This window comes from Nitratireductor alexandrii (assembly GCF_004000215.1).
Taxonomy (GTDB): Bacteria; Pseudomonadota; Alphaproteobacteria; order Rhizobiales; family Rhizobiaceae; genus Mangrovimarina; species Mangrovimarina alexandrii.
The window spans coordinates 276,755-290,717 of sequence record NZ_RBVY01000006.1 but is presented as its reverse complement, the minus strand read 5'-3'; the positions used below and the strand labels follow the sequence as shown (position 1 = coordinate 290,717).

The window sequence follows — 13,963 nt, the reverse complement described above, 5'->3', positions numbered from 1 at the left end:
TACGGCCTCGTCCAAGACCTCTTCACAGCAATCCCAGAGCTCTCAAGCGCCGTCTGATCGACAGTCCATGCCACAGATTCACATTCTCACCCTGACTTGCGACGACCGCCCGTCGATCGTCGCGGCCGTGACGACGGAACTCGCCGCGCTCGGCGCCAACATCACCGAAAGCAGCCAGTTCTGGGACCGCGCCAGCAACCGTTTCTTCATGCGTCTCGCCGTCGAGAGCGAGGACGGGCTCACCGCCGCGCATGTCGAGCACGCGCTGAAACCGCCGATCGAGCGTTTCGGCCTTCGGGTCGGCATCGCCGACGCGCAGCGCCGGCCGAAGATCGTCATCATGGTGTCGAAATTCGACCACGCGATGCTCCACCTGCTCTACCAGATCAAGGTCGGCTGGCTGAACGCGGACGTCGTCGCGATCGTGTCCAACCACGAGGACAGCCGCGTCACCGCCGAGCGGGAGGGGATCGCCTATCATTGCTGGCCGGTGGACAAGCACAACAAGGCCGAACAGGAACAAAAACTGCTCGACCTGGTGCGCGGCTCCGGCGCCGACCTGGTGATCCTGGCGCGCTATATGCAGGTCCTGTCCGACGAAGTGTCGACCCGGCTGTTCGGCAAGGTGATCAACATCCATCATTCCTTCCTGCCGTCGTTCAAGGGCGCCAAACCCTACCACCAGGCGTTCGAGCGCGGGGTGAAGCTGATCGGCGCGACGGCCCATTACGTGACGCCCGACCTCGACGAGGGACCGATCATCGAGCAGGAAACCGAGCGCGTCACGCACGCGATGAGCGCGGAGGATTTCGTGGCCACCGGCCGCGACATCGAAAGCCGCGTGCTCGCCCGCGCGGTGAAGCTGCATCTGGAAAAGCGCATCATGCTCAACGGCAACCGGACGATCGTGTTTTCCGGCTGAGGCGCCGCCACGAATGCGGGTCGGCCGCCCGGCGGCCGGCTGCAAGTGCCGGATCGGCGCGCCTTTTCCGCGTTCTCCCGTCCGCGCGAACGCGCCGGCAAACCCGTTTCACGCTTTATTCTGGCGCCGCCCGCTGCCGTGCCACGTCCGCCCGCGACCGCGGGCGGGCCGCCGTCGCGCGCGAAGTTCGGGCGCCGGCGGCCCGCCTTGCGAAGCTTTTTGGCCCGATTTCGAAGCAAGGGGGTTGCTTCCCATCTAATTTGTAGTAACAAATTAATATGGATTGCAGCGCGACGGGAGGATCGATGGTGCGGGGTTGGGGCGAGCTGTCGCGAAGCGAGCGCGCCTATGTCCTGCGTCATGCCGTGGCGCAGCTTCTTTTATGGTCGGCCTTCTTCTACCTGTTCGCGGCGCTTTTGCCGCGGATCGGGACTGCCCTCGGCGAAACCCCGATCCTCATGTCGGCGGCGCTGACCGGAGGGCTGTTGGTGTGGGCGCTGGCCGCCCCGTTCTGCGGGCGGCTGATCGACCGGGGGCACGGCCGGGGACTGCTTGCCGGCGGGGCGCTCTGCGGCGCCGCGGCGCTGGTTCTGATCGCCGCGGCCCCCGGCTTTCCGGTGTTTGCGGCGGGCATGCTGCTGCTCGGTCCGGCCATGGCTGCGACCCTCTACGATCCCTGTTTCGCGCTGGTCGTGCGCCGGTTTCCCAACCGCGCGCGGGCGCCGATCGCCGCCGTGACGCTGGTGGCGGGTCTGGCCTCGCTGGTCACCTTCCCGCTGGCCGCCGTGCTGGGCGCGGTCTTGGACTGGCGCGGCATCGTGCTTGTCTTCGCGACCGCAGCGGTCCTGGCGGCGCTTGTCCTGCCGGGCGAGGCGGAGGGCGTCGAGGCGCGCGAGCGCGCGGCCGCTCCGCCGCTCGCTGCCGGTCTGCGCGCACGCACGCTTCTGATCGGAGCCAGTTTCGCGGCGTTGATCCTGTCGCACAGCATGCTTCTGTTCCACCTGCCGGCCGCGCTCGCCGCCCGGCCCGCCTTCGGCGCGTCCGCCCTCTTGATTCTGGCGCTGATCGGCCCGGCGCAGATATTCGGCCGGCTGGCGCTCGGCGCGATGCCGGGCGTGTCGAGCGCGCTTTTGTGCCGGGTCGTGTTCGTCTTCATGCTGGTACCGCCGCTGCTCCTGCTGGCGGCGCCGGAATTTCCCGCGCTCGTGCTTGTCGCGGTGCTTTTGCAGGGCGCGGGTTTCGGCATCCACACCGTGCTGCGCCCGGAGGCGGCCGAACGCCATCTCGGTAGCCGCGCCATCGGCGGCGCGCTCGGCGTGATCGCGATGATCGGCCTGTTGATGATGGCGCTCGGCCCGGCGCTCGGCGCGCTAGCGCAGGCCCGGTTCGGCTTTTCCGGGCTGTTGTGGCTGGCGCTCGCCGTCAATGCGGTCGGCCTCGTCCTGTTGTTGAGGCTCGACCCGCCCGGCATCGAAAACACCGTGACGAGGCGCTCATGAGCGGGGTGGTGGTGGCCGGCGGCGCGATGACGCCGTTCAACCGGCGCAAGGACGGCAGCGGGATGCGCGACTGGGCGCGCGCCGCCTTCTTCGACGCCGTGTCCGATGCGCGGCTTGAAGCGCGCGACATCGATGCGCTGGTGGTGGCGTCGGAAAGCGACTTCTTCACCCTGCAGCTCAATCCGGCCGCGCTGATCGCCGACGAGTTGGGCCTTTTCGGCATCGCAGCGCAACGGGTCGAGGGCGGCGGCGCGTCGGGGCATCTGGCGGTTCACGCCGGCGCGGCCATGGTGATGGCGGGGCGCGCGCGGCGTGTCGCCGTGCTTGGCCTGGAACCGTCGGCCTCGCATCTGCCGGGGGCAGCGGTCGGGGCGCTTTACGGCCTGTCCTTCGACGCCTGGACCGACGGCATGACCGGTGTGGACGCGACCAGCCTCTATGCGCTGTCGGTGCAGGCCTTCATGGAGGAAACCGGCGCCGGACAGGATGATTTCGCCGCGATCGCGGTGCGCAATCGGGGCAATGCGCGCGCCAATCCCAACGCCCATCTGCCGCTCGACATCGCGGCGGCCGACGTGGCCGCCTCGCCGGTCATCGCCCAGCCCTATCGCCGGCTCGACTGCTCGCCGCTCAGCGACGGCGCGGCCTGCGTGATCCTGGCCGGGGCGGCGGGGCTGCCGGATGGCGGCGCGGGGCGGGCGCGGATTGCCGGCATGGGGGTCGCCAACGACCGGGTGCGGCTCGGCGAGCGGGCCCGGCCCGGCCGCTTCGAGGCCAAGGGCGTGGCGATGCGGCGGGCGCTCGCGGAGGCCGGTGCCACCGTGAGCGAGATCGGGCTTGCCGAGATCTATGACAGCTATTCCGGCGCGCAGCTTCAGGCGCTCGACGGTCTCGGGCTGCGCGAGGACGTCGTCAGGGCCGAGCGCGAGGGTGTTTTTGCCGCCGATGGCGCGCTGCCGGTCAATCTGTCCGGCGGCCTGCTCGGCCAGGGGGCGCCGGTCGGCGCAACCGGGGTGGCGCAGGTGCTGGCCTGCGCGTTGCAGCTCGAGGACCGTTATTTCGGGCGCCGGGTGGCAACGCCCCCGCGCTATGCGCTTGCCGACACGCATGGCGGCGTGGCGACGCTGAACGCGGTCAGCCTTCTGGAGGGCGCGCGATGAAATATCGGCTGACTCTCGACTATACGGTGCCGGAAGGGACGCTGGCGCCCTATTTCGACGCGCTTCGACAGGGGCGGGCGCTCGCCGCGCGCTGCGCTTCGTGTGGCACGACCAGCTTTCCGCCGCGGCCGGTCTGCGGTGCCTGCGGCGGGCGCGAGATGGCCTGGCAGGCCTTGACGGGCCGGGCGCGGGTCGTGCGGCGCGCCGATAGCGAAAACGGCGCCTTCGCGCTCGCCCGTTTCGACGGGGCGGACGAGCTGGCGACCGTGGCGCTCGCCAATCCCGCCGAACGACAAGCCGCCGGGCGGCTGGTGGCGCCGCCCGACGCGCGGCCCGGCCTTTGGCTTCATCTGGAAAACGAGGACGACGATCATGCTTGACCAGTGGAGCGCCGAGGCGCTGGCCGGGATCGGCCTGAAGCGTGAGGCCGACGGGCTGGCGATCGACATTCCGGCCGACGCCAATATTTTCGCCATGACGGTCGGGCGCCATCTCGGCGACGGCGCTCGGTCGCGCACGGCGATGGTGTTCGAACAGGCCGACGGCGAGACCGTCTCCTACAGTTTCGGCGACATCGACCGCGCGGCGACGGCGCTGGCCGCGCATCTGCGCGCGCTCGGCTACGGGCGCGGCGACCTGATCGGCATCCATACCGGCATGCGGCCCGACACCGCGATCGCGCATATGGCGGTCTGCAAGCTCGGCGGCACGGCAGTGACCCTGTCGCAGCTCTACGGTCCGGACGCTTTGGCGCATGCGCTGAACCATTGCGCGGCGCGCTGCCTGTTGACCACCGAGGCGGCCTGGGCGCCGTTGCGACAGGCGGCGGCGGAGCTTTTTCCGCATCTCAACGATGTGCTGGTCAGCGGCGCCACCGGCGGCGAGCCGGACCTCGCCGCCATCCTGGCCGCGCCGGCGCCCGGGGATTTCGAGCCCGCCTATACCGGCGCCGACGATCCGGCGCTGTTGATGTACACGTCCGGGTCAACCGGCATGCCGAAGGGCATTCTGCACGGCCACCGGGTGCTGGCCTCCTATCGGCCGTCGATCAATCTGTTCTTCGATCTGTCGCTGGACGACGAGGACGCCGTCTTCTGGTCGCCTTCGGACTGGGCCTGGGTCGGGGGGCTGCTCGACATGCTGTTTCCGGCCTGGCTCGCCGGCCGGCCGGTGGTCACGTCGGAGGCGCGGTTTTCGGCCGACTGGGCCTATCGGTTCATGGCGCGTCACAAGGTGACCCACACCTTCCTGGCGCCGACGGCGATCAAGCGCCTGGCGCAGACGGCCAAGCCGCGCGCCGAATACGATCTGGCGCTACGGGTGATCTGCACCGGCGGCGAGGCGCTGGCGGCCGATACGCTCAACTGGGCCGAGACCCGGCTCGGCGTGGTCTGCAACGAGTTCTACGGCATGACCGAGGTCAATCATCTGATCGGCAATTGCGCGGCGCTTTATCCGCGCAAACCCGGCTCGATGGGCGTCGCCTATCCCGGTCATATTGTGCGCCTGGTCGACGCGGAGGGCAACGAGGTGGAAGACGGCGAGCCCGGCGAGATCGTCACGCCTGCAAGCGCGCCGACCCGTTATCTCGGCTATCTGAACAACCCGGACAAGCAGGCCGAGTTGCGGCTCGGCCCGTGGATGCGCACGCACGATCTCGCGGTGCGCGATGCCGACGGCTATTTCTGGTACAAGGGCCGCTCCGACGATTTGATCAAGTCGTCGGGTTTCCGCATCGGTCCGGCCGAGATCGAGGAATGCCTGCTTGCCCATCCGGCGGTCGCCGAGGCGGCGGTGATCGGCAAACCGGACGCCGAGCGCGGCGCGATCGTCAAGGCCTTCGTCAGGCTGGCGGCCGGTTATGCCGGCGATGCCGTACTCGGCGAGCATCTGCGCGCGCATGTGCGCGAACGTCTGGCGCCCTACAAGGCGCCGCGCGAGATCGCCTATGTGGAGGCGTTCGAGATGACCTCGTCGGGCAAGATCAACCGCAAGGCACTGCGCGCGGCCGAAGGTGGTTGACGTAACAAATTTGTTCATACTAATCTGTTCGTACATTCAGCCTCGGGACATGTCGGAATGAAATTCGGAATCCACGCCGGACTTTGGATGCGGAGCTGGTCGGACGACCTGGCGCCGATCCTGCGGACCGCGGCCGATATCGGCTTCGACGGTGTCGAGCTGTCGCTTTTGGGCATCGGGCTCGATCGGGCCGCGGACCTGCGGCGCCAGGCGCAAGCGCTCGGCCTCGAACTGACCTGCTCCACCGGGTTGGCCGCCGATGCCGATCCGACCTCCGACGATCCGGCTATGCGCGCGCGGGCCGAGGCGGTTCTGGCCGAGGCGATCGCCACCACCCAGGCGCTCGGCGCGCGAAGCCTGGCCGGCGTGGTGGCGGCGCCGTGGGGCGTCTTCGAGCCGGCCCGCAAGGCCGACCGCGCCGCGCGCGCGGCCGAAACGCTCGGCCGTCTCGACGGCCGGCTGCGCGATGGCGGGGTGCGGCTCGGCATCGAGGCGATCAACCGCTTCGAAACCGACCTGACCAACACCGCCGCCGAAGCTGTCGCAATCGCCGAAGCGACCGGCTCGGCCCAGATCGGGGTGCTGCTCGACACGTTTCACATGAATGTCGAGGAAAAGGACCCGCCTGCCGCGATCGCCACGGCGGGCGAGCGGCTTTACCACTTCCACGTCTCCGACAATGACCGCGGCGTGCCCGGATCGGGTCGCTACGATTTCGCCGCCAGCGCTGCGGCGCTGCGCGCCATCGGCTACGATGGCTGGGTGACGGCGGAGATGTTCGTGGTGCCGGGCCATTCCACCAGCGCCGATCTCAACATCTGGCGCGCGATCGAGGCCGATCCGACGGAGGCCGCGCGGGCGGCGCTTTCCTTCATGAAGCGCGTGTTTGCATGAGCGCCGGGGCCTATTTCACGGCACTTGCCGCCCGTTTCGACGGGCTGGTCGAGCCGCTCAACACGCTCGACGCGGCGCTTGGCGACGGCGATCACGGCACCACCATGCGGCGCGGCCTGGTCAAGGCGGCGGCGGCCGGGCCCGGCCTGCGGGCCAAGGCGTTCATGCGGGCTTCCGGCGGCGCGTCCGGCACGCTGTTCGGGCTGATCCTGCACGAGATCGAACGCCATCTCGACGCGGGCGCGCCGCTCGCCGACGGGCTGGCGCGGGCCGAGGCGCGCATCCGCGATCTCGGCCATGTGGCCGAGGGCGACAAGAGCATGGTCGACGCGCTGGCGCCGGCGGTGCGTGCGCTTGCCGGCCGCGGTTCGCTGCCGCAGGCGGTGACTGCTGCGGCGGCCGGGCGCGAGGCCACGCGCGAACTCGCCGCGCGGCGCGGGCGGGCGCAATATGTCGAGGGCGGCGGTGTCGGCCATGTCGACCCCGGCGCGACCTCCGTCGTCCATCTTCTCGAGACGCTGGCCGACATCGGAGACGCGTCGTGAAAAAACTCTTCAACAGCGCCGAGCGCATGGTCGACGACATGATCGACGGGTATGTCGCCGCCTACCCGCAGGTCCGGCGCGGCGCCCAGGATCCGCGGATCGTGGTTCGGGCGCGGCAGGTCAAGGACCCCGCCCGCAAGGTGGCGCTCCTGATCGGCAACGGGTCCGGCCACGAGCCGATCGCGATGGGCTTCGTCGGCGCGGGCCTGCTCGACGCCAATGTGGTCGGCGACGTCTTCGCCGCGCCGTCGGCCGATCTGATCCTCGACGGCATTCGCGAGATCGCCGGACCGGCCGGCGCCCTGCTTTTGATCTCGCAGCATTCGGGCGACATGATCAACGGCCGCGCGGCGGTGATGCTGGCTGAGGAGGAGGGGCTGAAGGTCCGCGCGCTGCCGATGTATGACGACATTTCCTCGGCGCCGCGCGCGCGGCTGCACGACCGGCGCGGCGCGCCGGGCACGATGTTCGTCTACAAGATCCTGGGCGCGGCGGCCGAACGGGGCATGGGTCTCGACGATTTGATGGCGCTCGGCGAAGCCGTGCGCGCCCGCACCACGACCCTGGCCGCGGCGGCCAGCGCGGGCATCTCGCCCTTGACCGGCAAGCCGATGTTTTGCCTGCCCGACGACGAAATCTATCTCGGCATGGGTGTGCACGGCGAACCCGGCATCGGCCGGGTCAAGGTCGGCCCGGTGGACGAACTCGTCGAGCGCATGGTGGCCGCATTGCTCGCCGACCGGCCGATCGCCGAGGGCGCGAGCGCGGCGGTGATCGTCAACGGCATGGGCGGCACCACCTTGATGGAGCTCTTGACCGTCTACCGCGAGACCCGCGCCGCGCTTGCCAGGCGCGGCATCGACGCGGTCGCGCCGATGATCGGCTCCTACGTCACCACCCAGGAGATGGGCGGGTTTTCGATTTCGCTGCTGGAGCCCGATCCGCGCATGCTCGATTTGTGGTGCGCGCCTTCCGACAGCCCGTTCTTTCCACGCATCGAGGACCACCGCGCATGACCGCAAACGGATCTTTCCTGAAAAAGCCGATCTGCGGCGTGGCGGTCGACCAGGGCAGCGGGCTGGAAAAGGCGTTGCGCGAGGCGCGCGGTCCGGCGGCGGCGCCGGACGATCTGTTCCGCTTCAAGCGGCTCGTGGTCGAGGCGCTCAGCGGCCAGGCGACGACCTTGCTGGTCGACGCCGTCCATGGGCGCGAATTGTTGCCGTATTTCGCGCCGGGCTGCGAGAAAATGCTGGCCTTCGAGGCCGACGTCTACCGGATCTCCAACGAGGACCGGATCACGGTCCTGCCGGACAATCTAAGCGTTTCCGACTATCCCGGCCTCGGTGTGCGGGTGCTGAAGTTCTTTCTCTATTTCGGGCCGCGCGACCCGGCTGAAATCAACGAGAGGAAATTCGCGCTCGTCGCCGATATCGGCCGGCAATGCAGCGCGGCCGGGGTGACGTTCCTGTTCGAGCCGATCGTCTACGACCGGGCGGTGCCGGACGGCGCCTCGTCGGATTTTGCCACCCTAAAACCTCAACTTGTGACCGAGGCGACACGTATTTTTGCCGATTCTCGCTTCGAAATCGACGTTTTGAAGGTCGAAGTGCCGGTAAATTTGAATTTTGTCGAGGGTTTTGGCGAACCGGCGATGAGTCGGGAGGACGCCGAGGCCGCGTTTCGCCGCGCCGCAGACGCCGCCGGCGACATTCCGATCGTCTATCTGAGCGCCGGCGTCACGTTCGAGCAGTTCGAGGGCGCGCTCGGCCTGGCGCGGGCGGCGGGCGTCGACATGGCCGGCTTCATGTGTGGGCGCGCGATCTGGAGCGACGCGATCGCCGTCTACGGCGCCGAGGGGCCGGAAGCGGCCGAAGCGTGGATGCGCGGACCGGGCCGCGAGCGGCTCGCGCGGCTGGCCGCCGTGGTGTCATGAGCGCAAGCCTGTCCCTTCTGCCTCAGGTCGAGGCGTTCCTGGCGACGCCGCAGGGGGCGCGGATCGGCGACGCCCGCGTCGCGGCCGCGTCGCGGCTCGCGGTGGTCGACCCGTCGACGGAAGCGGTGATCGCGGAGGTCGCGGCCGGCGGCGTGGCCGAGATCGACGCCGCGGTCGAAGCCGCGCGCGCGGCCATGGCCGGCCCCTGGGGGCGGATGACGCCGCACGATCGCGGCCAGCTTCTGTGGCGGCTCGCCGAGGCGGTCGAGGCACGCAAGGCGGTGTTCGGCCAGCTCGACGCGCTCGACAACGGCAAGCCGTTTGCGGTGGCGCGCGATGTCGACGCGGTCTATTCGGCCCGGCATTTTCGCTATTTCGCCGGCTGGCCGTCGAAGATCGAGGGTGCGACGGTTCCGGTCTCCGTGCCGGATCGTTTCAACTATACGCGCGTCGAGCCGGTTGGCGTTTGCGGGCTGATCACGCCATGGAACTATCCGCTGCTGATGGCGGCGTGGAAGCTGGCGCCGGCGCTCGCCGCCGGCAATGCGGTGGTTCTGAAACCGGCCGAGCAGACGCCGCTCAGCGTGCTCTACCTCGCCGACCTGGCGCTGGAGATCGGGTTTCCGCCGGGCGTGCTCAATGTCGTGCCGGGCCTCGGCCACGAGGCCGGCGCCGCCCTTGCCGCCCATCCAGGCGTTGACAAGGTCGGTTTCACCGGCTCGACGCAGACTGGCCGGCGGATCGTCGAAGCGTCGGCGGGGAACCTGAAGAAGGTCTCGCTCGAGCTCGGCGGCAAGGCGGCGAACATCCTGTTTGCCGACGCGGATCTGGAGCGCGCGATTCCCGGCGCTTTTTGGGCGCTGTTCGGCAATAACGGCCAGTCGTGCACCGCCGGCGCCCGGCTTTATGTCCATCGCAACATCCACGACAGGGTGGTGGATGGCCTGACCAAGCTGGCGAATGCGCTGTCTGTGGGACCGGGCATGGCAGAGCCCGGCCACGATCTGGGGCCGGTCATCTCGCGCAAGCAGATGGACACGGTGCTCTCCTATGTCGGGGATGGCGTCGCCGCCGGGGCCGCGTGCGCGGCCGGTGGGGCGCGGCTCGATCGCCCCGGCTATTTCGTCGCGCCGACCATTTTGACGGGGGTCGCGGACGACATGCGGGTCGCGCGCGAGGAGATTTTCGGCCCGGTCCTGTGCGTGCTGCCGTTTTCGGAGGAAGACGAGGTGCTGGCGCGTGCCAACGACACGATCTACGGGCTCGCCTCCGGACTGTGGACGCGCGATCTCGGGCGCGCCAACCGGATGGCGGCGCGGCTGAAAGCCGGCACGATCTGGACCAATTGCTGGGGCGAAACCGATCCGGCCTCGCCGTTCGGCGGCATGGGACAGAGCGGCTATGGCCGCGAGATGGGACGCGAGGCCATCGCGCTCTACAGTCAGACAAAGAGCGTTTGGCAATCCACGCTATGATCAATAGAGTCGGACAAATTGATCCTGTTGCGGGTGGGCGCACCATGAACGACAAGCCGGGTCCGAAATACAAGCGCGTTTACGACACGCTGCGCAAACGCCTGCAGGACGGTTATTATTCGGTCGGCACACGCCTGCCGACCGAGGACGCGCTGGCCACCACGTTCGAGGTCAGCCGGGTCACGGTGCGCCGCTCGCTCGACATGCTGGTGAGCGAGGGCTATCTCGTCGCACGCCAGGGCAGCGGCTATCTGGTCGACACCTTGTCGCCGCCGTCGAGCACGTGCCTGACCTCGTTCACGGATTCGGTGCTGAAGGAGGGGCGCGAACCCGGCGCCCGGCTGATCGACATCACCTTTTTCGACGGCGATGCGCCCGAGGCGGTCCACGACATGCTGGGCAAGTCGCTGGTGCGTATCCGCAGGCTGCGCACGGTCGACGGCGAACCGAAAATGCTGGTCAATACCTGGCTGCCCACCGCGCGGGTGGCGGGAATTACGGCGGAGGATTTCCCTGAGACCGGCCAGGACCAGTCGATCCTGCGGGTTCTGTCCGGCCGTTTCGGCCTGGAGTGGAGCCGCGCCTGCGAGACGATCCGCTCCTGTGTCGCGTCCGACGAAATCGGCACCTTCCTGCAGGTGCCGGTGCAGACGCCGCTTTTGGTCCAGGCCTGCACCGCCTTCGACGACGAGCAGGGCACGGTGTTTTTCGAAGAGGTTTTCCGCAACACGCCGATCACCTTCAACCTGGGCGGCAGCCGGCGCCAGGAACAGCTCAGCTAACGCGGTTTTGATTTCATGGTTTCGGCGATGCCGCTCACTCTGCCCGTTTCATCGCCGCCTGGCCTGCGGCACCGGCGCGCGGTCATGAGGCCGTTCCACAGGGAAGCTCGTTTGCAATGCCCATAACCGTTGGTCTGATCCGGGCCTCGCTGCCCAGCTATTTTCCGGACCGGCACGGCGTCTTCACCGATGCCGTCGCCATGCTGGAGCCGTTTGTCGACGCGCTTGGCGCCCGCCTGGTCGTCGCGCCGGAAATCCCGATGGACGGCTGCGCCGCCCAGGCGGCGGTCGACCACTGCCTGGCGGAAGGGGCCGAGTTCCTGCTCCTGCTGCATGGCGGGTTCACGATGGGCGACGTCGCGCGCCAGATCGCCGTCGCGGGCGTGCCGATGGGCGTGTGGGCGACGCCGGAGCCGGGCCATGAAGGCGACATCCAACTCAACAATTTCGTGTCGCTCAACATGAGCATGTCGATCGCGCGCGGGGTGCGCGACCTCGCCCGCGCTCCGGTGCAGTGGTATTTCGGCGCGCCCGGCGATCCTGCCCTCCAGTCCCGGCTCGGCCAGACGATCAGGGCGCTGGCGGCGCGCGCGGCGCTGCGGACGGCGCGCATCGGCGTCGTCGGCGGGCTGGCGCCGACCTTCTACAATATGGACGTATCCAGCAACGCTCTGAAAGCAGGGCTCGGGGTGGATGTCGACCATATCGACATCCATCGCATGACGGCGGGCATGGCCGCTGCCAGCGACGACACCGTCGCCGAGGAAGTCGCGCGCATGGCGGCAGCGGCCGACATTCGCGGCGTGTCTGATAAACAGATGACGCTCACCGCGCGCGCCGCGCTGGCGCTGCGGGCGATCGCCCGCGAGGGAGACTACGATGCGCTGGCAGTGTCGGACTGGCCGGCCCTGCAGGAGGAGCCGGGCATGCATCCCGGCGCGGCCTTCAGCTGGCTGGAAGAGGTCGACAATCTGCCGGTCGCGTCCGAGGGCGACGTGCTCGGCGCGGTGACGCAGATCGCGGTTTCCGCCATGACGGGGCGGGTGGGCTGCCTGCTCGATATGACCTCGCCCGATCTCGATGCCGACCGCATCCTGATGTGGCATGGCGGCGGCGGGCCGCTTTACATGGCCAAACAACGTCCGGCCTGGATCAACCATCCGATGATCGGGCGCGGCACCGAGGCGGGGCCGTGTTTCGGCGCCATCGCCGATTACGAGTTCGCAGAGGGCCCGATGACGATCCTGCGCGTGGCGCGCGACGGCCAGGCCATTTTCGCGCTCGAAGCCGCGGTGCACAAGGCGCCGGAGAGCGGCTTTACCGGCTGTCGCGGGTGGGTGGGCGCTTTTACCGCGCCCGCGTCTGGCAGCGGGCTCACGGCGCGCGACGTGGTCACGACGGTGATGGAACACGGGCTCGAGCATCATTTCGTGCTCGTTCCGGGACATTGGGCGCGGACGTTCGAGGAATTCGCCGCCTGGAGTGCGCTCGAGCGGCTCGGGCCGATCCGCGCGCATGACGGTTTGCCGCACTGAAAACGGGTGCTCAGCGACCGCGGGAAATGCCCGGACCCGGTTGACATAGTCGCTTGATTAGAATTAATTTGTATTAACAAATTGGTTGGATACGATAGGCCAAGGGAGGAGACCGGCGCTTGACGAAGGTGCAGCTCAGCGGTGTGCGCAAGGTCTTTGGCACGTTTACCGCCATCGAGAATATCGATCTGACGATCGAGTCCGGTGAGTTGGTCGCGCTGCTGGGCCCTTCGGGCTGCGGCAAGACCACCACTTTGCGTATGGTCGCGGGGCTGGAGGCGCCGACCAGCGGCGAGATCATGTTCGACGACAAGGACGTGTCGCATCTGCCGGTGCAGGACCGCAATGTCGGCATGGTGTTTCAGCGCTATGCGCTGTTTCCGCACATGACGGTGGAAAAAAACGTCGCCTTCGGACTGAGCGTGCGCAAGGTGCCCAAGGCGGAAATCGAAGAACGGCTCGCCGAGATCCTCGACGTCGTTCAGCTGAGCGGATTTCGGCACCGGTTTCCCGCCCAGCTTTCCGGCGGCCAGATGCAGCGCGTGGCGATCGCGCGCACGCTGATCACCAAGCCGTCGGTGCTGATGATGGACGAGCCGCTCGCCAATCTCGACACCAAGCTCAGGGGCGAGATGCGGCGCTTCATTCGCAACCTCCAGCAGCGCTTCGGCATTACCACGATTTTCGTCACCCACGACCAGGTCGAGGCGATGGAGCTGGCCGACAGGGTGGCGGTGATTTTCGACGGGCATCTCGCCCAATACGACACGCCCGACACGCTTTACCGGCGGCCGCGCACGACCGATGTCGCCGATTTCATGGGGGCAAGCAATTTGTTTGCCGCCCGGCTTGCCGCGCCCGACCGCGCGGAAACCGCCTTCGGCACGCTCAAGGTCTCGCCGCGAGCGGATTTGCGGACCGGCGAGGAGATCGACGTGGTGCTGCGCGAGGAGGCGATCGACATGCTCGAGCGGCCCGACGCGGCGACCCACCAGGCGCTGTCCGGCGAGATCGTGGCGCGCGACTTCTTCGGCGCCAACGTGAACTACACGGTGGCGTGCGGCGAGGCGCGGCTGTCCGTCAGCGAACAGTCGCGCCGGCTTGTCGATGTCGGCAGCACCGTGTGGCTCGACATTGCGCCGGACCGAATCTGGCTGATGCCCAGGCGAACGATCCAAACCGAGATTTGACTGCAC

General features: G+C 68.4%; 13 protein-coding genes. All 13 read left to right on the top strand.

What is annotated here, in order from left to right; genetic code table 11:
* Positions 1–67: 67 nt before the first annotated feature.
* The 13 genes from purU to EP380_RS15800 all read left to right on the top strand — a co-directional run bounded on the left by purU (position 68) and on the right by EP380_RS15800 (position 13,957).
* A complete protein-coding gene (gene purU / locus EP380_RS15860; protein ID WP_106572081.1) occupies positions 68–922 on the top strand; it encodes a formyltetrahydrofolate deformylase in 855 nt (284 codons plus the stop codon).
* A 305-nt stretch (positions 923–1,227) separates the two neighbouring features.
* A complete protein-coding gene (locus tag EP380_RS15855; protein ID WP_164749880.1) occupies positions 1,228–2,421 on the top strand; it encodes an MFS transporter in 1,194 nt (397 codons plus the stop codon).
* Positions 2,418–3,581: a thiolase family protein gene (locus EP380_RS15850; RefSeq protein ID WP_106572079.1), complete on the top strand. Its 1,164-nt coding sequence runs from the start codon at positions 2,418–2,420 to the stop codon at positions 3,579–3,581. Before EP380_RS15855 ends, EP380_RS15850 begins: the two co-directional genes overlap by 4 nt.
* Entirely contained in the window at positions 3,578–3,961 is a 384-nt protein-coding gene (locus EP380_RS15845) for a Zn-ribbon domain-containing OB-fold protein (RefSeq protein ID WP_127599296.1), read from the top strand. The genes EP380_RS15850 and EP380_RS15845 overlap by 4 nt, the downstream gene beginning before the upstream one ends.
* Positions 3,954–5,603: an acetate--CoA ligase gene (locus EP380_RS15840; protein ID WP_127599295.1), complete on the top strand. Its 1,650-nt coding sequence runs from the start codon at positions 3,954–3,956 to the stop codon at positions 5,601–5,603. The genes EP380_RS15845 and EP380_RS15840 overlap by 8 nt, the downstream gene beginning before the upstream one ends.
* Before the next feature lie 57 nt (positions 5,604–5,660).
* On the top strand, positions 5,661–6,497 hold the full coding sequence (locus tag EP380_RS15835) for a sugar phosphate isomerase/epimerase family protein (RefSeq protein ID WP_127599294.1): 837 nt from the start codon (positions 5,661–5,663) through the stop codon (positions 6,495–6,497).
* Positions 6,494–7,042 (top strand): DAK2 domain-containing protein, encoded by a 549-nt coding sequence (locus EP380_RS15830; RefSeq protein WP_127599293.1) that lies wholly within the window; start codon positions 6,494–6,496, stop codon positions 7,040–7,042. Before EP380_RS15835 ends, EP380_RS15830 begins: the two co-directional genes overlap by 4 nt.
* Entirely contained in the window at positions 7,039–8,058 is a 1,020-nt protein-coding gene (locus tag EP380_RS15825; RefSeq protein WP_127599292.1) for a dihydroxyacetone kinase subunit DhaK, read from the top strand. The genes EP380_RS15830 and EP380_RS15825 overlap by 4 nt, the downstream gene beginning before the upstream one ends.
* Positions 8,055–8,975 carry a tagatose 1,6-diphosphate aldolase gene (locus EP380_RS15820; RefSeq protein ID WP_127599291.1) on the top strand — a complete coding sequence of 307 codons (921 nt, stop codon included), beginning with the start codon at positions 8,055–8,057 and terminating at the stop codon, positions 8,973–8,975. Before EP380_RS15825 ends, EP380_RS15820 begins: the two co-directional genes overlap by 4 nt.
* A complete protein-coding gene (locus EP380_RS15815; protein WP_127599290.1) occupies positions 8,972–10,450 on the top strand; it encodes an aldehyde dehydrogenase family protein in 1,479 nt (492 codons plus the stop codon). The genes EP380_RS15820 and EP380_RS15815 overlap by 4 nt, the downstream gene beginning before the upstream one ends.
* A gap of 44 nt (positions 10,451–10,494) precedes the next feature.
* Complete coding sequence (locus EP380_RS15810) at positions 10,495–11,232, top strand: GntR family transcriptional regulator (RefSeq protein WP_158264388.1); 738 nt, start codon at positions 10,495–10,497, stop codon at positions 11,230–11,232.
* A 116-nt stretch (positions 11,233–11,348) separates the two neighbouring features.
* The gene (locus EP380_RS15805; RefSeq protein WP_127599289.1) at positions 11,349–12,767 is read left to right on the top strand and encodes a hypothetical protein; all 1,419 of its coding nucleotides are present in this window, start codon (positions 11,349–11,351) and stop codon (positions 12,765–12,767) included.
* Positions 12,768–12,895: 128 nt separating this feature from the next.
* Positions 12,896–13,957, top strand: a complete 1,062-nt coding sequence (locus tag EP380_RS15800; RefSeq protein ID WP_238719885.1) for an ABC transporter ATP-binding protein — start codon at positions 12,896–12,898, stop codon at positions 13,955–13,957.
* Positions 13,958–13,963 lie beyond the last annotated feature (6 nt).